Origin of the sequence: Chelativorans multitrophicus, assembly GCF_011317445.1 — a bacterium.
GTDB classification, from domain to species: Bacteria; Pseudomonadota; Alphaproteobacteria; order Rhizobiales; family Rhizobiaceae; genus Chelativorans; species Chelativorans multitrophicus.
Genome location: NZ_JAAAPL010000001.1, coordinates 40,151 through 60,444 on the forward strand (window position 1 = coordinate 40,151; position 20,294 = coordinate 60,444).

The window sequence follows — 20,294 nt, forward strand, 5'->3', positions numbered from 1 at the left end:
AAAACATAAAGGGGAATTGCAATGAGAACTGGGCGCAAGCTTTCCATCGCCGCGATGGTCATGATGGTCGCCATGTCTTCTGCCAGCGCGGCAAGCCTGAAGGTCGGCCTGCAAGATGATCCCGACGCACTCGATCCGGCACTGGGGGGCACCTATGCCGGACGTATCGTGTTCGAGGCGCTGTGCGACAAGCTCGTCGACATTGACGGCGATCTCAATATCGTCCCCAAGCTTGCGACCGAATGGAGCTGGAACGACGCCAGCACCGAACTGACGCTCAAGCTGCGCGAAGGCGTTGTCTATCATGACGGTACCGCCTTCGATGCGGAGTCGGTGAAGGCGAACATCGAGCGCATGCAGACGCTGGCCGAATCCAAGCGCAAGAGCGAACTCTCCCCGATCAAGGAAGTCGAAGTCGTTGACACGCACACGGTCATCTTCAAGCTTGAGTCGCCGTTTGCGCCGCTTCTCTCGGTCCTCACCGACCGCGCCGGCATGATGGTGTCGCCCGCTGCGGCTGAAGCCGCCGGCGACAATTTCGCCACCGCGCCCGTCTGCTCGGGGCCGTTCAAGTTCGTCGACCGCAAGGCGCGCGATTCCATCTCGCTGGAAAAATTCGCTGATTACTGGAATGCAGACGCAATCGGCTATGACAGCATCGAGTATCTGATCCTGCCGGATTCGACTGTCCGTCTGTCCCGCCTGCAGGCAGGTGACCTCGATATTGCCGAGCGCATTGCGCCGACCGACATCCAGACCGTCAAGGGCGACAGCCGTCTGGCGCTTCACGAGTCGCAGGGTCTCGGCGTCTCGCATCTGTTCATCAACGTCCGCGAGGATTCCGGGAGCGCCCTCGCCCAGCATCCGGAACTGCGTCAGGCGCTTGAGCTGTCGCTGGATCGCGCCGCCATCAATCAGGTTGCGTTCAACGGTGCCTTCACCGCCGACAATCAGATGCTAACACCGCTGAGCGTGTTCCACAGCAAGGACCACCCAATGCCCGCTCGTGATATCGAGAAGGCGAAGGAACTCATCGCCACTACCGGCGTCGAAGCGCCTGCCCTCGAGATCACCTATGAGAACTCGCTGACTGATGGTCGTGTTGCGCAGATTATCCAGGCGATGGCTGGCGAGGCAGGTTTTAAGGTCGAACTGCTGCCGCTTGAAACCTCCACAGCGATCGAGCGCTACCTCGCAGGCAACTTCCAGCTCTACATCGGCAACTGGAGCGGCCGCACCGATCCGGATGCGACGCTCAACACCTTCTTCGGCTCTGCCGGCAGCCAGAACCTGAATGGCTACAGGAATGCGGAGCTCGACGAATTGCTGGATCAGGCCCGTCGCGAAGTTCGTCAGGAAGAGCGCATTGCGCTTTACAACAAGGTCACCGACATCCTGCTCACCGACCTGCCGACGATTCCGCTCTATCATCCGTCCTGGTTCTACGGCGCACAGGCGAGCATTGAGGGCATCAACATCTATCCTGATGGTCTTCTGCGCGTAGCTGGCGTCAAGCCCGCGAACTGATATCCCCATGACCGGGCGGGCGCGTTGTCCGCTCGGTCATTTGGGAGGCTTTCGGCATGGCAATGCTCAACTTCATCTTCCGGCGCGTTCTTGCGGCGATCCCGACCTTGCTGATCCTGTCGGTATTCGTTTTCCTGTTGTTGAAGCTGCTTCCCGGCGATCCCGCGCTGGCACTCGCTGGTGAGGACCGCGACCCCGCCGTGATCGAAAGCATCCGTGTCAAATACGGTCTCGACCAGCCACTTCCGGTCCAGTATTTCAAATGGCTTGGCGATATCCTTCAGGGTGATTTCGGCGTCTCGATCCGCACCAAGATGTCGATCGGCGAAATGCTGGCGCAGCGCCTTCCGGTCACACTCCAACTCTCCCTGCAGGCAATGCTGATCGCCATCATCATCGGCATTCCGGCAGGTGTCTACGCCGCGATCCGGCGTGGCAGCTATGTCGATGTCGCGGTTTCGACCGTCGGCCTTGCCGGCCTTTCGGTGCCGAGCTTCTGGCTTGGCATTATGTTGATCATGGCCTTTGCGGTCTCGCTCGGATGGCTGCCCAGTGGCGGCTTTGTCAACTTCTCCGACGCGCCGCTCGAAAACCTTCGCTACACGCTGCTGCCCAGTCTCGTGCTTGGCACGGCAGCCGCCGCCATCATCATGCGTCACACACGCAATTCGATGCTGTCGGTGCTCAAGCAGGATTATATCCGCACCGCCCGCGCGAAAGGCCTGAAGGAGCGCATCGTCATCATTCGCCATGCGTTGCGCAACGGCCTAATTCCGATCGTCACTACGGGTACGCTGCATCTTGGCGAGCTTTTGTCCGGCGCGGTCCTGACCGAGCAGGTCTTCGGTATTCCCGGTTTCGGCAAGATGATCGTCGACGGCGTGTTCAGCCGCGATTACGCGGTCGTGCAGGCGGTGATCCTGTGCTCCGCCGCGATTTTCCTGATCCTGAGCCTGCTCGCCGATATCCTTTATGTGAAACTCAGCCCGAGGTTGCAGGCATGAGCGCAGCTGTCGCCGCCCCGGCCAATACCGGATCCCGCAACCGCAGCTTCCTGCTGCGCGTCCTCTCACAGCGCAGCGCGGTCATCGGCCTGGCGATCGTTCTGTTTTTTGTTGCCTTGGCGGTTTTTGCGCCGTGGATTGCGCCTTACGATCCCATCGCGTCCGACTGGCTCAGCGTCAGGCAGGCCCCATCCGCGGCGCACTGGATGGGAACCGATGACCTTGGACGTGACGTGCTCACCCGTGTCATCTATGGAGCGCAGGCGTCGCTGTTGGCGGGGCTCATAGCCGTCAGCATCGCAATCCTGGCCGGTCTGCCGCTCGGTCTCATCGCCGGATATTTCGGCGGCTGGGTCGACACGATCATCTCGCGCTGCACCGATGCGCTGCTGGCTTGCCCGTTCTTGGTTCTGGCCATCGCGCTCGCCGCCTTTCTCGGCGCAAGCTTGCAAAACGCGATGATCGCCATCGGCATCTCGGCGATGCCGATCTTCATACGTCTGGTCCGCGGTCAGGTCCTGACAATCAAGAATGAGGATTTCGTCACCGCCGCACGCGGGCAAGGCATGCGCGACCGCTCGATCATCCTCTCGCATATCCTTCCAAATGTCGTCACGCCGGTTGTCGTTCAGGCTACGATCACGATGGCGGTCGCGATCCTCGCTGAAGCAAGCCTTGCCTTTCTTGGTCTGGGCCAGCGCCCGCCTGCAGCATCATGGGGCAGCATGCTCGATGTCGCCCGCCAGTTCATGCTGGACGCGCCGTGGATGTCGATCTGGCCCGGTCTCGCCATCGTCACCATCGTGCTCGGCTTCAATCTGCTAGGTGACGGTCTTAACGACGCGTTAAACCAGAAGGACGACTGAAGGCTGAAAGACTATCCTGCCGCGAGCCGTTCCAGAAAGCCGACAAGCGCCTAGCGCGGCTTAGAGCTTCCACTCTCAACGGCGGACCTGCGTAGCGGGCATTCTCGCCTGAAAAGCCCCGGAACAATCGACTCTCGATCAGCCTGAGAGTGGCCAGAGTGCATCGGGTGCACTCCTGGCCTCGCGGGAAGAGGTAAGCGTCCGACGTTTCGGAGCTTACCTCCGTCTCGATGTCAGTATTGGGAGTTTAGGTTCAATCCAGTGGGCGAGGCAGGTGGAACGGGTGAGCCGTCAACCGTTGTTCCTGCTTGTGCTATCCCCTCAATGGGCTGGCGGGTATTAACGCTCGATGTGTTCACGTCACGATCGATCGCCGTGGTTGCCGGCCCCACAAGTGGCCGCAACGCAGTCGTCCCTTGCAGGTTTTCAGGTAGCGAATTGGGTTCACTGAAGGTGCGGTTTTGAGCACCTGCAGCCGTCACCAACAGAACTGAGAATGCGAACGCGACGATAGGTATTTTGAACATTTTTGCCTCCCTGCCGAACAAGTCGGCGGTTCTGTTTACTCTGAAGGTGGAGCCGGTCTCATCCATGCGCTGCGGCCAAATCGCAGCTAAGGCGACGAGCCGGCGTTCATCTCTTTCGGATAGATGATGCTGAGCATACCGCCTGGATGGCGATTGAAAAAATGCCAAGATGTAATCGCCCTGATGCAGCGATTGCATCCCGACGCAGCTATCGCCATGGCGCGCGTCATCTGGCTGGATAAGGTCTCATCCTGATGAGGGGCTGCGCCCGCCGACGCCGGACAGCCCCGCGATCAAAAGGATGATACGCCTCTTACGGCGCCGCTCAGGCCCGCGCGACGAACCAAACGTTCATCGGGTCGTGCGGCAGCACAGTGCGCTCGACGTAGTGGAAACCCGCTGCCTCGAGCATTGCTTGCGCCGTCTCCCACCCCCACATGGTGCCGAGCCCTAATCCGCCCTGGCCGAGCGACACCGGTGTGCAGTGGGCGCAGGAGATCGCGTAGAGCAGCGGCGCGAAGGGGAAATCGAGATTGTTCTCCAGCTTCGCCGAGCCGCCGATATCCTGCACCAGATAGACGCCGCCGGGCTTGAGAGCGCCCTTCATGCTGCGGATCAGCGCCTGCGGATCCTTCTGGTCATGAATGGCGTCAAAAGAGGTGATGAGGTCGAACCTGGCCTTTTCGTCGTAGCCGGTCAGGTCCCGCGCCTCGAACTTCACATTTGTAAGCCCCGCCTTACGCGCCGCGTCAGTGGCGAATTCGATGGCGTCTTCGCCCAAATCGTAGCCGGTGAAGCGGCTCTGAGGAAAGTACCTTGCCATCTCCATAAGCGCCAGCCCGCGTCCGCAGCCCGCATCCAGCACCTCGATACCGGCCGCAAGCTGCTGCTTGAGACCGTCGACGAGCGGCAGGATCGTCTCGAAAAGCTGGGCCACGACAGTCTGCTCGCTATCTTCCGCCATCACCTGGTGGAAGCAGGGATAATCGCCATAGGTCAGTCCTTCGCCGGTCTCGAAGCAGGAAAGCAGCCGATCCTGCATCTGACCGAGAAGCGCGATATGCTGCGCATAGACTGCGAAATTGCCGAGCTCTGCACCCCGCGTGAGAGACGCCGCATGCTCGGCGGGCAGGCGGTAGCTCTTTTTGCTAGGGTCATAGGTGACGATGCCACCGGTTACCATCACCGCCAGCCACTCGCGCACATAGCGCTCCGAAAGCTCGGCGCGGGCGGCGATCGCCTCGCTCGTTGAGGCCGGAAGCCCGGCCAGGACGTCAAACAGGCCGAGGCGATGGCCAATCGAGATCATCACCGCCACTGCGCCCGAATCCAACATTCCCGCGATCTTCCCGGAAAAGGCTTCCGCCGCCGTCATGTCGGGCGGTTGGGTTGCGACTGCCACTGCCATTGTTTGTCTCCTGAATGTCGAAGACGGCGGTCTAGACGCGAATGGGACCAGCAAGAAGTGCGAGAATGGACAAGAACGAGGCATTCGTGCCAAATTTGCCTGCATGCGAGATGAAATCGGACCTGACACGGCGGCGCGCATCCAACTGCTCGTGGTGCCGGAGACGACGCCTGGCACCCTCTACGGGCTCTACGAGCTTTTCGATGCGGTGGGCGTGGCGTGGAAGGACATAACGGGCGAAGCGGTCAACACGCCTCGCCTCTCCCCTCGCATTGTATCGGCCGGCGGAACTGCCTTCGCCTCGCCAATCGGCATCCCCATTGTGCCGCATGACGCACTTTCCGCAGCCGGCCGCGCAGAGGTGGTCATCGTCCCCGACCTATCGCTGACCCAGGATCACGATCCGCGCGGACGCTGGGCGGAGGAGGCAGCTTGGCTTCGCCGCCGCTTCGATGACGGCGCAGTCCTCTGCTCCGTCTGCACGGGCTCGGTGCTTCTTGCGGAGGCAGGCCTGCTCGAAGGCGTGGAAGCCACTACCCACTGGGGCGTTACGCGCCTCTTCTCGCGGTACTATCCGCGCGTGAGGCTGCATGCCGAGCGCATTCTGTCGCCAAGTGGGCCTGAGCACCGCATCGTCACCTGCGGCGGTGCGGGCTCCTGGTCAGATCTGGCGCTCTATCTTATCGCGCGCTTCTGCGGCCCCGCCGAGGCGGTGCGCCTGGCCAAAGTCTTCGTTCTCGGAGACCGCAGCGAGGGACAATTGCCCTTCGCGGCCATGGGCCGCGTGCCTCCCCATAGCGATGCGGCGGTGAGCCGCTGCCAGGAATGGCTTGCCGATCATTATTACGAGCCCAATCCGGTCGCCCGCATGGCCGCCCTTTCGGGCCTTCCAGAACGTACCTTCAAGCGGCGTTTCAAGGCGGCCACCGGTTATTCGCCGATCGACTACGTTCAAGCGCTGCGCATCGAGGAGGCAAAGCAAATGCTGGAGACGACCGGCCAGCCGACCGATGCCGTCGCTCACGCGGTAGGCTATGACGACCCGGCATTCTTCCGCCGCCTCTTCAAACGCTCGACCGGTGTCACCCCTGCTCGCTACCGCCAACGCTACCGCTTCATCGGCCTGGCAGCCAAAGACGTGGTCTAAGACACCGCCCGGCGGATTCGATTAATTCTCTGTTGCAGCATTTCGCTGCCCCGCCAGAACAGGTGTTTGCCGATGATAACTCAACGCATCGAATTTCGGCGGCGCGGCAAATGTTCATGAGCATAACCGTTTGCTTAAAGCATCGTATTCTTTCATTATCCGGGCAAATCTCGATGCGCAGCCGATTCCTCTCTTGCGGACCTGAGAGCGTGCGCCTGATTCAGTTGGCCATTGTTGTGGAACTTGCTCATGCGAACTACCGCCGTTGCACATTCCCTTTGGTTGCTGCTCTTTTGGGTTCTGATCCAACCGCATCCCGCATCAGCCCAGAGCCATGCCGGCGACCCGAGCTATATCCACGCTGATCTGGCCAGTCCGCAGGACACGCTGAACACTTTTTTGTCGAGCACCGAAAAGGCCGCTGCACTTATGCTTGAGGCCTATAGCCAAAGGCAGGCCGAGGGAGGTCTTTTTCCCTCTGATTCGGTCGAGGAGAAAGTCACCACGGCAGAGCTCCTGCTGGATACCGCGGCGCGCACCCTCGATTTATCCAACGTCCCGCCGGCGGCTATCGCGCACGAGAAGATGGAACTTGTTTTGCGGCTCAAAGAGGTGCTCGAAGAGATTTCGCTCCCGCCGCAGGCCGAAATCCCGGATGAGGCAGCGCTGGAACAGGCGCATGCAGCCGATCGGCCGATAACGAGATGGAGAATACCGGGCACCGAATTGGTCATGGTGCAAGTGGCTGAAGGTGGGCGGTCGGGCGACTTTGTCTTTTCCGCGGACACCGTAAGTCGTATTCCCGACCTCTACAATGCCCTTGTGGCCGCTCCCGAGCGCTTTGACAGGCGAAATATCTATGAATTCTTCAGTTTGTCGCCAGGGCGTCTTCTGCCGCCGTTTTGGTACGACTACATTCTCGCCGGTCCCGATTGGCTCAACTTCAGCCTTGCCGACCAAGCCGCCTGGCCGTGGCTGGCGCTCATTGTCTGGATGATCGTATCTGCCACGGTTCTCCTCTGGATCGTGCGAAAGCAGTGGGGTGTACGAAGGGCTGATGGCGCGAAGCTCAATCTGATCGAACGCGCCCTTCTGCCGGTTGCGCTGATCGCCCTCTCGGCTTTCTTCCTTTTTGAAGTCATCGATCAGATCAATCTGACCGGGAGGGTTTTTCTGATTGCAAACGCCGCCGGGCAGGTGCTGCTTGCATTCGGGCTTTCATGGCTCATTGTACTGATCTGCCAATCCCTAGCGGAGCTTATCATCAGTTCGCCCTCCATTTTGCCGGATAGCTTGGACGCGCATCTGCTCCGAGCGGGGTTCCGGGTGCTTGGACTGGGTCTCGCGCTGATCCTGCTCGGCCATACTGCAACGACTCTGGGAATACCGTTGCTCGGTCTTATCGCCGGACTGGGGGTGGGCGGACTTGCCATTGCGCTCGCGGCACAGCCGACCATCGAGAATTTCATCGGGGGCGTAATCCTCTTCGCCGACAGGCCGGTCCGAATGGGAGATTTCTGCCGCTGCGGAGATGTCATGGGCACAGTTGAAGAGATCGGGTTGCGCTCCACCCGCATCAGAGCGTTGGATCGCACAGTCGTAAGCATTCCGAACGCAGAATTCGCTAAGGCGCAGATCGTCAACTTTGCGAGACGAGACCAGCAGCTTTTCGAGGCGAAGATCGGCATCAGGTTCGAAGCCTCGCGAGCAGCACTGGAACACCTGCTCGTAGAACTGCGCGAACTCATCGAAAGCAATCTAACAGCCGTGCCCGGCACCACTCGAGTCCGGTTCAGCTCGATCGGCAGCAGTGCTCTTGAAATTGACCTTCGCGCTTACTTGCAGATTTCAGATTTCGATGTCTTCCTCGCTGAAAAGGAGAAAATTCTCCTATCGGTCATGAGCATTGTCGAAAATGCGGGATGCGGCTTCGCATTTCCTTCACAAACGCTCTATCTGACGCGAGACAAGCCGCCCGCTTTGGAAGTGCCCGATCGCCATACGCGGGAAGAAGAGCCATTGGGTGAAATGCCCCGCGCACAGGCAGAGGAATCAAAGATCCGCGCCGTTACACGAACCTCACCGAGAAATTAGGTCGCCGCATTGAGGAGCCACAGGGGTGGAAAGAACTTCCCTCCCCCGAGGTCAGGCGAATAAGGTTCCCTCCGCCAGCTTGACGGCGGCTCCGCCAATGCGCGCCGCCTCTATCCCGCCGGCTGCCGCCTCGATTTCAAGCCGAATGCGCGATGGCCGCCCCATCTCGATGCCCTGTTCCAGCCAGTAGCGGTGAATGCCGTCCACCGGTTCGTCATGGGTGAGGATCGCGCCGGCGAAAGCAGCCGCGGCCGAACCGGTCGCCGGGTCTTCCGGGATGCCGTCCTGAGGGGCGAACATGCGTGTGTGAAAAGAGCAGTCGTGGTTCACGGTTTCCCGGCAATAAACGTAGGGAAACCCAATGACCGCAGGATTCTGCAGGACGATCTCGTCCCAAAGCCTTTCATCGAGCCGCACCCTGCCCGCGACATCAAGATCGGCAACGGGCACACAGACATATGGCACGCCCGCCGACCAGGCGCCGATGACGTGGTTCTCGAATCCAATCTCATGATGCGGGATCCCGAGTGCTGCGGCCACGGCTTCCGCAGGGGTTTCGAAGGGAATGCGCTTGGGCAGGCGCGGAAGATCAAATTCGGCAAAGGTGGCGCCAGCACCAGTTGAAACTGCGCACCGCACCGGGCCGACATTTTCCTCAAGTACGAGAAGCGAAGCGCCCTCGCCTTTACCGCGTGTCTTGCCCGCTTGCTCCGCCAGGGCCGTAGCCGTTCCCACCGTGGGATGACCGGCAAAGGGCAATTCCGTGCGAGGCGTGAAAATCCGCACACGAGCGGTATGCAGCCGGTTTTCAGGCGGTAGGACAAAAGCCGTCTCCGACAGGTTGAACTCCCCGGCAATGCGCTGCATGCGCTGATCGTCCAGCCCATCGGAATCGAGAACGATAGCCAATGGGTTTCCGGCAAGCTGCGTGTCCGTGAAAACGTCATAGATCAGATAGCGTCTTGCTTTCACGGCACACCTCTCCCGGTTACCTGAAAATCGGCAGAAAGCCCTTGGTCCACCTATAATACAGATTTGGAACCGTGTGTGGGCTCAAGCGCTCAGATCAAATCCAGTGATATGGCCACCGGGCAGTGATCGGAGGCCTTGGGCCTGTCCCAACCCGTGCGCGGATATCGTTCTACTTCTTGACCGGGTGGAAAAATGGTTCGCCAGGGCTGCCCATTTCGCACGATATCCGGCATCACCTTGCCATTCTTCTGCGCCAGCGCGGGCGACAGCAGGATGTAGTCGAGTTGGCACAGATGACGCTCCTCGGGGCCGCGCGTATGATATAGCGTCCAGCGGTCGAGTTCCGGCCGCCGCTCCACCACATTCTCGCAAAAGCCGCCATCGGTGAGCACATTGACGCTGGATTGCGCCTCGCGTACGGGCCGGAAATCATAGCCCGTGTGTGCCTCGCCTTCGATGAGAACGCGTTCGCGATAGTCGTTGAGGTCGCCACAGATCATCCATCGCTTGCGGGCCGTTCCTTCCGGCCCAAAGCGGTCGAGAATGATCCGCCGGACGGCAGATGCCTCGGCTATGCGAATAGGCATCGAGCCGAGACGCCCGTCGCGCCCATTGCGCACCGAATTCATCGCCTTGAAATGCACGATGTAAATCGTGAGAGGCTTTCCGCCGACAAGAACATCCACCTCCAGGCAATCGCGGCGAAAAATCCGCTCATTGGGGCCAAGGCCGAGTTCGGCCAGTTCCGGCGTGTAGAGGTTGAAATCGTCGAAGGTGATGTGGGCATGGGTGGTCATGCGCCGGAATTCGATCGGCTCACCATCAGCCGTTTGGCGCCGCATCATGATCGCCACATCGATGCCGCGCGCGTCGTTTCCGGCCGAGGAGTATTTTTCGCGATAGCCCGCGCCGATCATCTTGTGGAGATAACCGTATTCGAAGGCGTTGAGAGCGGCCTGATTATCCACCTCCTGCAGGCAGAGAATGTCGGCGCGCGTCGCAGCGATCGCCAGAGCCGTGAGCTGGCGGGTATCGTCGGTATGCGCGATCGTCCGCGCCCGCTCCAACTCGCGGTACTCCTCTTCGTCCTTGATCTCGAACATCGCCAGCGTCCGGTCCTGGTGCAACTGATTGCGGAAACCGGAAAAATCGAACCGGTTCATCAGGTTTTCGACGTTGAAGGTGGCTATCCGGACGGACATGCTTCCTCTTTTGACCCGCACGCAAATGAAAGGCAAGCGATCACTCGATCGTGTGGTCAATCGAAGCGTTGCTTCGCGTTCATGCCGCATTCATCCGCCACCGAGCATAATCTCGGAAAAGTAGGCTCAGCCGAGATGGCTTTGCTTGACCAGAGTAGGAGATGTACTGATGAAACGCGCGCTAACCGCACTAGCAATTTGCGCCTTAGCCGGCCTCGGTCTCGGCGCCACCGGAACGGCAACCCAGGCTTCGGCTTTGTCGGCTGGTGCATCTTCAGGCACAATGCCGGTTCTTGCCGAAAAGTCGAACCTTGTTGAAATTCAACATCGCGACCGTCGCTGGGATAACCGCCGCTGGGACAATCGACGCCATTGGCGGCGCGATCGGGATCGGGATCGGCACTGGCGCCGTCCACGGTCCGGCATTTATTTCGAATTCGGCACCGGCGGGTTCCGCTATGGTCCGCCGGCCTACGTGCACCCGCCCTATTACGCGCCACCGCGCTATGTGGCGCCACGCCCGACCTACGGCCTGTCTGCCGCCCATGTGAACTGGTGCTATGCCAGGTACCGGTCCTACCGGGCCTCGGACAACACGTTCCAGCCTTACAACGGGCCGCGCCGGGTCTGCGTCTCGCCCTATTTGGGGTGAGCGCCGCTCCGCTAAAAAGTGAAAGGCGGCGTTCAGCAACGCCGCCTTTCATTATTGTTCAAGCCAAAGCCTAGTTCTTGGCTTTGTCGACCAGCTTATTCTTGGAAATCCAGGGCATCATGGCGCGCAGCTTCTCGCCCACTTCCTCGATCTGATGTGAATCGTTGAGCCGGCGGGTGGCCTTGAAGCGGGCCGCACCCGAATGCCATTCCTGCATCCACTCGGCGGTGAACTTGCCGGTCTGAATATCCTTCAGCACACGCTTCATCTCGGCCTTCGTCTCGGGGGTGATGATGCGCGGGCCGGAGACATACTCGCCCCACTCGGCCGTGTTGGAGATCGAATAGTTCATGTTGGCGATGCCGCCCTCATAGATGAGGTCTACGATGAGCTTCACCTCGTGCAGGCACTCGAAATACGCCATTTCCGGCGCGTAGCCGGCTTCCACCAGCGTCTCGAATCCGGCGCGGATGAGCTCGACGAGACCACCGCAGAGCACCACCTGCTCACCGAACAGATCCGTCTCGCATTCCTCACGGAACGTGGTCTCGATGATGCCCGAACGGCCGCCGCCGACGCCACAGGCATAGGAGAGCGCGAGGTCGAGCGCATTGCCCGAGGCGTCGTGATGCACAGCCACCAGGCAGGGCACACCGCCGCCGCGCTGGTATTCGCTGCGCACCGTGTGGCCCGGGCCCTTGGGCGCGATCATCAACACGTCCACCGTTTTCTTGGGTTCGATAAGGCCGAAATGCACGTTGAGGCCGTGGGCGAAGGCGATTGCAGCGCCGTCGCGGATATTGGGCGCGATCTCATTATTGTAGATCCCGGCCTGCAATTCGTCGGGCGTGGCCATCATCATGAGATCGGCCCAGCCGGCGGCTTCGGCCACGCTCATGACTTTCAAGCCGTCTGCCTCGGCCTTCTTCGCCGATGCCGAACCGGGGCGCAGCGCCACCGCCAGGTCCTTGGCGCCTGAATCCTTGAGGTTCAGCGCATGCGCCCGCCCCTGGCTGCCATAGCCGATAATGGCAACCTTCTTTGACTTGATGAGGTTCAGATCGGCATCGCGATCGTAATAGACACGCATTTCGTTTCCTTCCTTGCTGGATTTCCCTCGCAGGCCCGTTCGCAAAACCGTCGAACGCTTTTGCGGAACCTGCTTAGACAGCCCTTACGCGAGGGGCCGTCTTCTCCTTCTCCCGCGCTCCGTAGAGCACGAAGAACTGCTGCACCGCCCTTTCTGCCTGTACGGCGAATGTGTCCGGTCTGCGGACATGCTCCTCGCCAAGAAGCATCCTCACATGCAGATCACGCACGATGAGGCCGTAGAGCGTGCGATACGCGTCGTCCCGATCCTGATAAATCAAATGGCCGCGCCGTTTCCCCGCCTCCAGCAGCGCGCCGGCGCTCAGGTCTATACGCCGCCTCCCCTGCTCCACCAGAAGCGCGCCGAGCCGGCTTCCCTCCCGGCTGGCCTGGCCAATTGCAAGCCTGTTGAGCGCCAGCGACACATCGCTGGAAAGAACCTGCAGCAAATCCTGCGCAAAGCCGACGAGATGCGCGCGAAAGCGCTCGCTATCCATTGGTACGCCGTCATCGGAGAAGCCGCGCACCTTGCTGGCCTGATGCGCGATCATGGCAGCCAGCAGACCGTCGCGGTCGCCGAACCACTTGTAGAGGCTTTCCTTGGAACAGCTCGCCGCCCTCGCGACGCCGGCCGTCGTCAGTGCGCGCTCACCGCCCGCAACGAGCAGTTCCAACGCGCGCTCCAGCACGGCGTGCTGCCTGGGCGTGAAATCCTGTTCGCGATGTTCCTGCACCTTCCGCCTCTCCAGTACCGTACGGTACGGTTCTGTCACAGGTGCCAGTTATTTTCAAGCCGAGTTTGGTATCGGGCGCGCATGCGAGCGGCGTTTCAACGCCCCGTCGCGGGAGATCAAAGCGCGACGGGGGCTAAAGCAGATTGGCTTTGCAAGGGCTGCTCAACTCAATCCAGCTTCGCAAGGAGCTTTTCGGTCTGCTGTTCGATTTGAGGGGCGTATTTTTCCGCGGCTTTCGCCAGAACTCCGCATCCTGCGCCCGCCACCCATGCTCCGGAAGATGCTATCGCGGCGGGAGGGAAAAACGTGGAAGCAGCGCTGAGACCCGCCGCTATTCCGTTGTAGCCTCCGCTGAGGAGATTGATCGTGTCGGAGACCACCAGAGGACTGCCTTGCCTGTAGTGATCCTTGAGATCATGCCAGGATTTTTGCACGGTATAGCAGGCGTTTTTCCCCCAATGGATCGAGTAGCCCAGATTGGCGAAGCCAGCCACAGGCGGCATATCAACCAGATTGGCAATAAACTTGATCCGTCCATAGGAGGTGGCGGATCTCGTCGCCCTATTGGCCAAGTTTCCCAATCGCGTCGAAAGGTCATTGCCTTCAGTGGGCGCCTCGGGCGCGGACGCGCGCCAAAACTCATTGCTGGCGCCATCGAGATAATTGGCCTGCATTCCCTCAGAAAAGGCAGATGCATAGCTGAATCCGGCGGCGCCCAACTCCATGCCGGTCTGCCAATAGTCATTCTTCTGCAGCCGGCTAAAGAGGGTCGTGTAGTTTCTCTTCAGAAGCTGATAGTCATCCTTTATGTTTTTGCATTTTCCCTTGATGACTTTGGCGCATGGCTTGGCGACATCTCTTTTCAATCTTCTATAGGCCGACAATGACGCACTAGAGGAACGGTCAATTTGCACCTGGCTTGATCTCGTCCGCACGCCAGGGCCGGGAGCCCGCGCCTGGTCCATCAGCGACCTTTCCCGCCCAAGGTCCCCGATAGCAGCCTCGCTTTTGCAGGGGACCGCTCTTGCGTTCGACCGTTTTCCCAAACGATTCCGCAGCTCGTTATTGACGGTCCCGAATTGCTTCAGCGCCCCAGGAGAAACATCTCTGCCAATCCCCCTCCAAGCTTCCGCCCCTGCGGAGGGTTTCGCGGTATAGGCAAGCACACTATTACTTCTCACAATAATGAATCCAGCATCAAAAATAACAAGTCATTAACGATAAAACACTTTATAATATTAAGTTCATTTTTCTTAATGCTGAAATTGGAAAATAGTAATGCCAATGATAGCGATCTCAAACCTGCGGCAGCGCTCGAAGTGGTTGCCGAAGACCGTCAGAAGGACGCAGACCACACCAGCCGGGATGGCAGCGTGCGGCTATTCAGGCCAGGCTCAATGGACAGGCTTAAGCTTCACACGCGCTGAGGTAGCGCCGCACCGTCTCCGCCATGCCGTATTCCAAAGCATCGGCCGTCAGGGCATGGCCGATGGAGACCTCCGCAAGCGAGGGAACATGCTCTACGAGTGCGGGCAGGTTCGCAACGGTCAGATCATGTCCGGCGTTGACGGCAAGACCGAGCCCTTGCGCCGTCTTGGCTGTCTTTTCCAGCTTTCTTAGCTCTTTAGCGGCCTTTTCGGCGTCGTCGTAGCAAGCGCCATATGGTCCCGTGTAGAGCTCCACCCGGTCTGCCCCCACTGCCTTTGCAACGGCAAGCGCTGCTTCGTCCGCATCGGGGTCCGCAAAGAGCGAGACCCGGAAACCGCGCCGCTTCAAGCGGCCAACTGCCGCCGCAAGAAACCGCTCATGCTCCTGAAATTGCCAGCCATGGTCGGAGGTGGCTTGCGACGGATCATCCGGCACAAGGGTTACCTGCTCGGGCTGCGTTTCTTCCACCAGCCGTAAGAAGTCTTCCGAGGGATATCCTTCGATATTGAACTCGCGGTCGGGGAATTCGTCGTCTATCAGAGCCCTGATGTGCGGGAGATCGGAAAAGCGGATATGGCGCTGATCGGGCCTCGGGTGAACGGTCAGCCCATGCGCGCCTGCGCCAAGCGCGATTCGCCCAAGCGCGGTAACACTCGGCCATGGCAGATCGCGACGGTTCCTCAGCATAGCGACGGCGTTCAGATTGACCGAGAGCTTTACTGGCATTCCAACGTCCCTATGACTGGATTTTGTTCTCTCCTATACCGTTTCCTAGGGAACCGACAGGCCTAATTGATGTTGACGTGAGACGTGGTCAGCATTGGGCAAGCGATATGCTCATCAATGAAACACCGCCTAGCGTGCGCCGGATCGATACGGACCAGCCGGATGCCTATGCCTTTGAAATCACCGGCTATATCGAAACTGCCGACATTGAGAATATGTACGGCCTCCTGGAGGGAGCCTATCAGCTCCACGACCAGATCGACGTCATCGTGATCATCCATGACTATGAGGGTATCGACTGGGGCGGTGCGTGGAAGGAGCAGGCCTATTTGCAGAAGGTCAAGGCACTGAAGCATATCCGAAGATATGCCGTCGTGGGCGGCCCCACCTGGGTTCAGGCCATGATGGGCATCGTGAAGCCCTTCCTTTCGGTCGAGATGAAACATTTCGAGCTGGAGCAAGCGGAAGCCGCATGGGAATGGCTCGGCGCCAGGCCCCTGCCCGCCTCTACCTGATCAACGCACGATCGTCAGGCGCTCCGCGGCGCGCGTGATCGCCGTATAGAGCCAGCGCTGGCGCGTGTCGCGGAAAGCAAAACTCTCGTCGAAAAGCACAACGTCATTCCACTGCGAGCCTTGCGCCTTATGCACGGTGAGCGCGTAGCCGAAATCGAAGTCGTCATAGCGCTTCTTGGTCTGCCAGGGAATGTCGCCGTCAGGATCTTCGAAGGCGGCTTTCAAGAGCTTGATCTTCGCCACGCCGCGGTCCGGATCATCCTCCTCCGGCGAAACAAGCAGGTTGATGCCCGGCTTCACCGTCTCCCGCGAGGAGGTCATCACCTTCCAGAGGGATCCGTTCAGGAGACCCTTGGCGGGATCGTTGCGAAGACAAACCAGCTTGTCGCCAGCCTGCGGATAGAAAGCCTCAAAGCCCTTCAATTCTCTCAGGCGCTGGTTATAGCGGCGCCGGGTGCGGTTCACCCCAACCAGCACCTGGTCCGCCGCCAACACGATATCGCTGTTGACGGCACCTCTCGGGATCACCTGCGCCGTGCCGTAATCCCCGTATGTGAATTCGCGCCCCTCACGCACGTCCAGCGCAAGCCGGATGATGGGATTGTCGCGCGCCTGGCGGTGGATTTCGGTGAGCAGGAAGTCCGGCTCGTGCTCGGTGAAATAGCCACCGCCGGAAATTGGAGGCAGCTGCCCAGGGTCTCCCAGCACAAGGATTGGTGTTCCGAAGGACATGAGGTCGCGGCCCAGTTCCTCGTCCACCATCGAACACTCATCGATGATCACGAGCTTCGCCTTGGCGATCGGGCTCTGCCGGTTGATCGAGAAGGTCGGAGAAATCAGCGTCTTGCCGGTCGTTTCATCCTCCACCTGCTCTTCCCCGCGGGGGCGGTAAATGAGCGAATGGATGGTGCGGGCGTTCGAAGCGCCCTTCGAGCGCAGCACCTGCGCCGCTTTGCCCGTAAAGGCAGCGAACTGCACGTCCCCATCCACATGCTCGGCAAAGTGCCGCGCAAGTGTGGTCTTGCCCGTGCCTGCATAGCCGAAAAGGCGGAAAAGCTGAGAGCTGCCGCTCTTCAGCCAGCGCGCGACGGCCTTCAGCGCCTCGTCCTGTTGCGGCGAAAATTCCATGCGCCCAGAAATCAGATTCTGGCGCGTCTGAACAGGGCTGCTCGTGCAGTTCCTGCCAGCTATCGCAGCATGGGCCAAAGCGTCGCGGCGAGCGCTAATCCCATCATGATGTTGAACCACTTGAGCCGCACGGGATTGGAAAGAAAGCCCCGCAACACCACGCCGAAACCCGCCCAGACCGAAACGCTCGGCAGATTGACCAAGCCGAAGGCGAACGCCACCAGCAAAACCGAGAGGAATGGAAATTCGGGATTGGTGTAGATGGCCATCGCCGTGACCGCCATCACCCATGCCTTTGGATTGATCCACTGGAAGAGAGCGGCCTGAATAAAGGTCATAGGCCTTCCACCGCTCTCATCGCCGCTCGTCAGCGCTCGCGACATCGCGATTTTCCAGGCCAGATAGAGCAAATAAGCGCCGCCAAGGATCTTCAGGGCTAAACTGACCTGCGGAAGCGCAATCAGCAAAGCCCCCAGGCCAAACCCTACGCCGAGCAGCAGGGACACAAAGCCCACGCCGATGCCCAGCATGTGCGGAATGGTGCGCACAAAGCCGAAATTCACACCCGAGGTCAAAAGCATGAAATTGTTCGGTCCCGGCGTGATCGAGGACACGAGCGAAAACACCAGGAGGGCTATGAAAACGTCAAGCGACATGGCTCGCTCCGCAAGAAGAACAGGCCCGGTCAGAATTTGTGACCTTTGACGTGATCTTCTTCTGCTTCTCGGGCTTGATCGAAGCTTTTACATCCCCTCCGGTCCGCGATTCATCGCAGCGACGCCGGTGCGGCAGACCTCCACAAGCCCAAGCGGCTTCATGATGGCAATGAACTGCTCAATTTTGGAGACCCGGCCGGTAATTTCGAAAATAAAATGCTCTGTGTTCGCATCGATCACCTGGGCGCGGAAGGCATCCGCAAGCCTCAGCGCCTCAACACGGCTGTTGCCGCTGCCGCTGACCTTCACCATGGCAAGCTCCCGCTCCAGCGGGCGCTCCTGGCCGCGATTGTGCGCGGTGAGCGTGAGATCCACCACCCGATGCACCGGTACGATCCGTTCGAGCTGGTGTTTGATCTGCTCCAGCACATGTGGGGTGCCGCGCGTGACGATGGTGATGCGCGACAGGTGCCTTTCGTGCTCCGTCTCCGAAACCGTAAGGCTGTCGATGTTGTAGCCGCGGCCCGAAAACAGGCCAATGACGCGGGCCAGCACCCCCGGCTCGTTGTCTACGAGCACCGCGAGCGTCCGCGTCTCGGCCTTTTCCGTTTCCTTGGTGATGAAGTAGGCTGAACCGGTCGGCTGAAGTTGGGCGTTCATAATATCTCTCGCTGCAAATTCTTCTGCTTTGTCTTTCCGTCTACACCAGCGCCCTGCCCTCGGCATCGATTGCATTCGCCACGGCCTCGTCGGTTGCCTCGTCCGGCAGCAGCATCTCGTTATGCGCCTTGCCGGAAGGGATCATCGGGAAGCAGTTGGCGAGATTCGCAACCCGGCAATCGAAGATCACCGGCTTCTTCACATCGATCATCTCGCGGATCGCGTCGTCGAGTTCGCCCGGTTTCTCGCAGCGAATACCGTGACACCCGTAGGCTTCAGCCAGCTTCACGAAATCAGGCAATGCTTCGGTATAGGAATGCGACAGCCGGTTTCCATGCAAAAGCTGCTGCCACTGCCGCACCATCCCCATATACTGGTTATTGAGGATAAAGATCTTGATCGGCGCGTCATGCTGCACCGCCGAGCTCATTTCCTGCATGGTCATCAGGACGGAGGCGTCGCCGGCGATGTCGATGACCAACGCGTCCGGATGCGCGATCTGCACCCCCAGCGCGGCCGGCAGCCCATATCCCATTGTCCCGAGGCCGCCAGAGGTCATCCACCGATTGGGCTGATCGAAGCCGAAGTGCTGCGCCGCCCACATCTGGTGTTGGCCCACCTCGGTGGTGACGTAGACGTCGCGCCCCTTCGTCAGTTCATAAAGCCGCTCGACCGCGTATTGCGGCATGATCACGTCGCTGTTGGTTTTATAGGCCAGCGACTGGCGCGCGCGCCACCTGTTGATCTGCTCCCACCAAGGCTTGAGCGCCGCCTTGTCGGCATTGGCGCTCGCCCGCCAGAGCCGCACCATGTCCTCAAGCACCCGGCCAGCATCGCCGATGATGGGAATATCGACCCGCACATTCTTATTGATCGATGAAGGGTCCACATCGACATGGATCTTGCGCGAGTTCGGCGAGAAGGCATCGAGCCGGCCGGTGATGCGGTCGTCGAACCGTGCGCCGATGCATAGCATCACGTCGCAGTCATGCATGGCCATATTGGCTTCATAGGTCCCGTGCATGCCGAGCATGCCGAGCCAGTTCTCGCCGGAGGCCGGGTAGGCGCCAAGGCCCATCAGCGTCGACGTAATCGGGAAACCCGTCAGCCCCACCAGTTCGCGCAGAAGATGGCTCGCCTCCGGTCCGGCATTGATGACGCCGCCGCCGGTATAGATGATCGGCCGGCGGGCGGAAGCCATCAGCGCGACGGCCGCACGGATCTTTTCCTGATCTCCGTCGAGCGTCGGCTGGTAACTTGTCCGCGGAGCGGTCTGCGGCGGGGTGTAGATGCCACGCGCAAATTGCACGTCCTTGGGGATGTCGACCACGACCGGGCCGGGCCGGCCCGTGGTGGCGACATGGAAAGCCTCATGCAGAATAGCCGCGAGATCGCTGACGTCCCGCACAAGCCAATTGTGTTTGGTGCATGGGCGCGTGATGCCCACCGTATCGCATTCCTGGAAAGCGTCGGAGCCGATGAGCGGCGTCGGCACCTGGCCGGTGATGCAGACAAGCGGGATGGAATCCATCAACGCGTCCTGAAGCGGCGTGACGGCGTTGGTCGCGCCGGGACCGGAGGTCACCAGCATCACGCCGGCCTTGCCGGTCGACCGCGCATAACCTTCCGCGGCGTGCCCTGCGCCTTGCTCATGGCGCACGAGAATGTGCTGTATCTGGTCCTGCTGGAAGAGCTCATCATAAATGGGGAGCACCGCGCCGCCAGGATAGCCGAAGATGTGCTCGACGCCGTTGTCCTTCAGCGCCTGCACGACCATCTCCGCGCCTGTCATTTCCTGTCTGCCCGTTTCGTGTGCCCTTGGCTCCGGCGCCCGCTGTTCCATCGCTCTTTTCCCGTTCTGATCGTCGTCTTCGGCCCAATAAAAAAGGCCCCCGAGGGAGCCTGTCTTCTGCACATGAGCGGCTGTCGCCTGGCGGCTACGCCGCCTTGCCCATGTGC

19 protein-coding genes are annotated in these 20,294 nt (G+C 60.1%); 7 read left to right on the top strand and 12 right to left on the bottom strand.

What is annotated here, in order from left to right; genetic code table 11:
* Nucleotides 1-60 precede the first annotated feature (60 nt).
* From GNP00_RS00160 to GNP00_RS00170, 3 genes are all read left to right on the top strand, one after another.
* A complete protein-coding gene (locus tag GNP00_RS00160; protein ID WP_246259320.1) occupies nucleotides 61-1,527 on the top strand; it encodes an ABC transporter substrate-binding protein in 1,467 nt (488 codons plus the stop codon).
* Nucleotides 1,528-1,589: 62 nt separating this feature from the next.
* Nucleotides 1,590-2,531, top strand: coding sequence for an ABC transporter permease (locus GNP00_RS00165; protein ID WP_041545321.1), 942 nt, complete (start codon nucleotides 1,590-1,592; stop codon nucleotides 2,529-2,531).
* Nucleotides 2,528-3,397, top strand: a complete 870-nt coding sequence (locus tag GNP00_RS00170; RefSeq protein ID WP_011580843.1) for an ABC transporter permease — start codon at nucleotides 2,528-2,530, stop codon at nucleotides 3,395-3,397. Before GNP00_RS00165 ends, GNP00_RS00170 begins: the two co-directional genes overlap by 4 nt.
* A gap of 233 nt (nucleotides 3,398-3,630) precedes the next feature.
* Here GNP00_RS00170 and GNP00_RS00175 read toward each other — a convergent pair whose 3' ends face one another.
* Together GNP00_RS00175 and GNP00_RS00180 are read right to left on the bottom strand one after the other, a co-directional pair.
* Nucleotides 3,631-4,122, bottom strand: a complete 492-nt coding sequence (locus GNP00_RS00175) for a hypothetical protein (protein ID WP_157038052.1) — start codon at nucleotides 4,120-4,122, stop codon at nucleotides 3,631-3,633.
* A 127-nt stretch (nucleotides 4,123-4,249) separates the two neighbouring features.
* Nucleotides 4,250-5,332 (bottom strand): class I SAM-dependent methyltransferase, encoded by a 1,083-nt coding sequence (locus GNP00_RS00180; protein ID WP_011580841.1) that lies wholly within the window; start codon nucleotides 5,330-5,332, stop codon nucleotides 4,250-4,252.
* A 103-nt stretch (nucleotides 5,333-5,435) separates the two neighbouring features.
* Here GNP00_RS00180 and GNP00_RS00185 point away from each other — a divergent pair, with 103 nt between their 5' ends.
* Together GNP00_RS00185 and GNP00_RS00190 are read left to right on the top strand one after the other, a co-directional pair.
* Nucleotides 5,436-6,479, top strand: coding sequence for a GlxA family transcriptional regulator (locus tag GNP00_RS00185; protein ID WP_011580840.1), 1,044 nt, complete (start codon nucleotides 5,436-5,438; stop codon nucleotides 6,477-6,479).
* A gap of 249 nt (nucleotides 6,480-6,728) precedes the next feature.
* A complete protein-coding gene (locus tag GNP00_RS00190; RefSeq protein ID WP_011580839.1) occupies nucleotides 6,729-8,573 on the top strand; it encodes a mechanosensitive ion channel family protein in 1,845 nt (614 codons plus the stop codon).
* Nucleotides 8,574-8,624: 51 nt separating this feature from the next.
* On the opposite strand, the gene GNP00_RS00195 is transcribed toward GNP00_RS00190, so the two are convergent.
* Complete coding sequence (locus GNP00_RS00195) at nucleotides 8,625-9,545, bottom strand: PhzF family phenazine biosynthesis isomerase (RefSeq protein ID WP_011580838.1); 921 nt, start codon at nucleotides 9,543-9,545, stop codon at nucleotides 8,625-8,627.
* A gap of 89 nt (nucleotides 9,546-9,634) precedes the next feature.
* The gene (locus GNP00_RS00200; protein ID WP_011580837.1) at nucleotides 9,635-10,747 is read right to left on the bottom strand and encodes an endonuclease/exonuclease/phosphatase family protein; all 1,113 of its coding nucleotides are present in this window, start codon (nucleotides 10,745-10,747) and stop codon (nucleotides 9,635-9,637) included.
* Between the two features lie 169 nt (nucleotides 10,748-10,916).
* On the opposite strand from GNP00_RS00200, the gene GNP00_RS23665 reads away from it, so the two are divergent.
* The gene (locus tag GNP00_RS23665; RefSeq protein ID WP_011580836.1) at nucleotides 10,917-11,399 is read left to right on the top strand and encodes a BA14K family protein; all 483 of its coding nucleotides are present in this window, start codon (nucleotides 10,917-10,919) and stop codon (nucleotides 11,397-11,399) included.
* 70 nt (nucleotides 11,400-11,469) lie between these two features.
* On the opposite strand, the gene ilvC is transcribed toward GNP00_RS23665, so the two are convergent.
* From ilvC to GNP00_RS00225, 4 genes are all read right to left on the bottom strand, one after another.
* Complete coding sequence (gene ilvC / locus GNP00_RS00210; protein WP_011580835.1) at nucleotides 11,470-12,489, bottom strand: ketol-acid reductoisomerase; 1,020 nt, start codon at nucleotides 12,487-12,489, stop codon at nucleotides 11,470-11,472.
* 73 nt (nucleotides 12,490-12,562) lie between these two features.
* The gene (locus tag GNP00_RS00215; protein ID WP_011580834.1) at nucleotides 12,563-13,222 is read right to left on the bottom strand and encodes a TetR/AcrR family transcriptional regulator C-terminal domain-containing protein; all 660 of its coding nucleotides are present in this window, start codon (nucleotides 13,220-13,222) and stop codon (nucleotides 12,563-12,565) included.
* 167 nt (nucleotides 13,223-13,389) lie between these two features.
* On the bottom strand, nucleotides 13,390-13,947 hold the full coding sequence (locus tag GNP00_RS00220; RefSeq protein ID WP_166015677.1) for a hypothetical protein: 558 nt from the start codon (nucleotides 13,945-13,947) through the stop codon (nucleotides 13,390-13,392).
* A gap of 682 nt (nucleotides 13,948-14,629) precedes the next feature.
* On the bottom strand, nucleotides 14,630-15,376 hold the full coding sequence (locus GNP00_RS00225) for a pyridoxine 5'-phosphate synthase (RefSeq protein ID WP_011580832.1): 747 nt from the start codon (nucleotides 15,374-15,376) through the stop codon (nucleotides 14,630-14,632).
* 107 nt (nucleotides 15,377-15,483) lie between these two features.
* Here GNP00_RS00225 and GNP00_RS00230 point away from each other — a divergent pair, with 107 nt between their 5' ends.
* Entirely contained in the window at nucleotides 15,484-15,891 is a 408-nt protein-coding gene (locus GNP00_RS00230) for a SpoIIAA family protein (RefSeq protein ID WP_011580831.1), read from the top strand.
* Here GNP00_RS00230 and GNP00_RS00235 read toward each other — a convergent pair whose 3' ends face one another.
* The 4 genes from GNP00_RS00235 to GNP00_RS00250 form a co-directional block, all read right to left on the bottom strand.
* Nucleotides 15,892-17,019: an ATP-dependent DNA helicase gene (locus GNP00_RS00235; protein ID WP_011580830.1), complete on the bottom strand. Its 1,128-nt coding sequence runs from the start codon at nucleotides 17,017-17,019 to the stop codon at nucleotides 15,892-15,894.
* Nucleotides 17,020-17,078: 59 nt separating this feature from the next.
* A complete protein-coding gene (locus tag GNP00_RS00240; protein WP_011580829.1) occupies nucleotides 17,079-17,675 on the bottom strand; it encodes a LysE family translocator in 597 nt (198 codons plus the stop codon).
* An 87-nt stretch (nucleotides 17,676-17,762) separates the two neighbouring features.
* Nucleotides 17,763-18,335, bottom strand: coding sequence for an acetolactate synthase small subunit (gene ilvN / locus GNP00_RS00245; RefSeq protein WP_011580828.1), 573 nt, complete (start codon nucleotides 18,333-18,335; stop codon nucleotides 17,763-17,765).
* A 40-nt stretch (nucleotides 18,336-18,375) separates the two neighbouring features.
* Nucleotides 18,376-20,178 (bottom strand): acetolactate synthase 3 large subunit, encoded by a 1,803-nt coding sequence (locus GNP00_RS00250; RefSeq protein WP_011580827.1) that lies wholly within the window; start codon nucleotides 20,176-20,178, stop codon nucleotides 18,376-18,378.
* Nucleotides 20,179-20,294 lie beyond the last annotated feature (116 nt).

Excerpts from the sequence above, each read along its gene's own strand:
- GNP00_RS00160 (WP_246259320.1), top strand. The coding sequence starts at position 61 with ATGATGGTCGCCATGTCTTCTGCCAGCGCGGCAAGCCTGAAGGTCGGC.
- GNP00_RS00175 (WP_157038052.1), bottom strand. The coding sequence starts at position 4,122 with ATGCAATCGCTGCATCAGGGCGATTACATCTTGGCATTTTTTCAATCG.
- GNP00_RS00180 (WP_011580841.1), bottom strand. The coding sequence starts at position 5,332 with ATGGCAGTGGCAGTCGCAACCCAACCGCCCGACATGACGGCGGCGGAA.
- ilvC (WP_011580835.1), bottom strand. The coding sequence starts at position 12,489 with ATGCGTGTCTATTACGATCGCGATGCCGATCTGAACCTCATCAAGTCA.
- GNP00_RS00165 (WP_041545321.1), top strand. The coding sequence starts at position 1,590 with ATGCTCAACTTCATCTTCCGGCGCGTTCTTGCGGCGATCCCGACCTTG.
- GNP00_RS00240 (WP_011580829.1), bottom strand. The coding sequence starts at position 17,675 with ATGTCGCTTGACGTTTTCATAGCCCTCCTGGTGTTTTCGCTCGTGTCC.
- GNP00_RS00230 (WP_011580831.1), top strand. The coding sequence starts at position 15,484 with ATGCTCATCAATGAAACACCGCCTAGCGTGCGCCGGATCGATACGGAC.
- GNP00_RS00235 (WP_011580830.1), bottom strand. The coding sequence starts at position 17,019 with ATGGAATTTTCGCCGCAACAGGACGAGGCGCTGAAGGCCGTCGCGCGC.
- GNP00_RS00185 (WP_011580840.1), top strand. The coding sequence starts at position 5,436 with ATGCGAGATGAAATCGGACCTGACACGGCGGCGCGCATCCAACTGCTC.
- GNP00_RS00200 (WP_011580837.1), bottom strand. The coding sequence starts at position 10,747 with ATGTCCGTCCGGATAGCCACCTTCAACGTCGAAAACCTGATGAACCGG.
- GNP00_RS00190 (WP_011580839.1), top strand. The coding sequence starts at position 6,729 with ATGCGAACTACCGCCGTTGCACATTCCCTTTGGTTGCTGCTCTTTTGG.
- GNP00_RS00220 (WP_166015677.1), bottom strand. The coding sequence starts at position 13,947 with ATGGAGTTGGGCGCCGCCGGATTCAGCTATGCATCTGCCTTTTCTGAG.
- ilvN (WP_011580828.1), bottom strand. The coding sequence starts at position 18,335 with ATGAACGCCCAACTTCAGCCGACCGGTTCAGCCTACTTCATCACCAAG.
- GNP00_RS00225 (WP_011580832.1), bottom strand. The coding sequence starts at position 15,376 with ATGCCAGTAAAGCTCTCGGTCAATCTGAACGCCGTCGCTATGCTGAGG.
- GNP00_RS00250 (WP_011580827.1), bottom strand. The coding sequence starts at position 20,178 with ATGGAACAGCGGGCGCCGGAGCCAAGGGCACACGAAACGGGCAGACAG.
- GNP00_RS00170 (WP_011580843.1), top strand. The coding sequence starts at position 2,528 with ATGAGCGCAGCTGTCGCCGCCCCGGCCAATACCGGATCCCGCAACCGC.
- GNP00_RS23665 (WP_011580836.1), top strand. The coding sequence starts at position 10,917 with ATGAAACGCGCGCTAACCGCACTAGCAATTTGCGCCTTAGCCGGCCTC.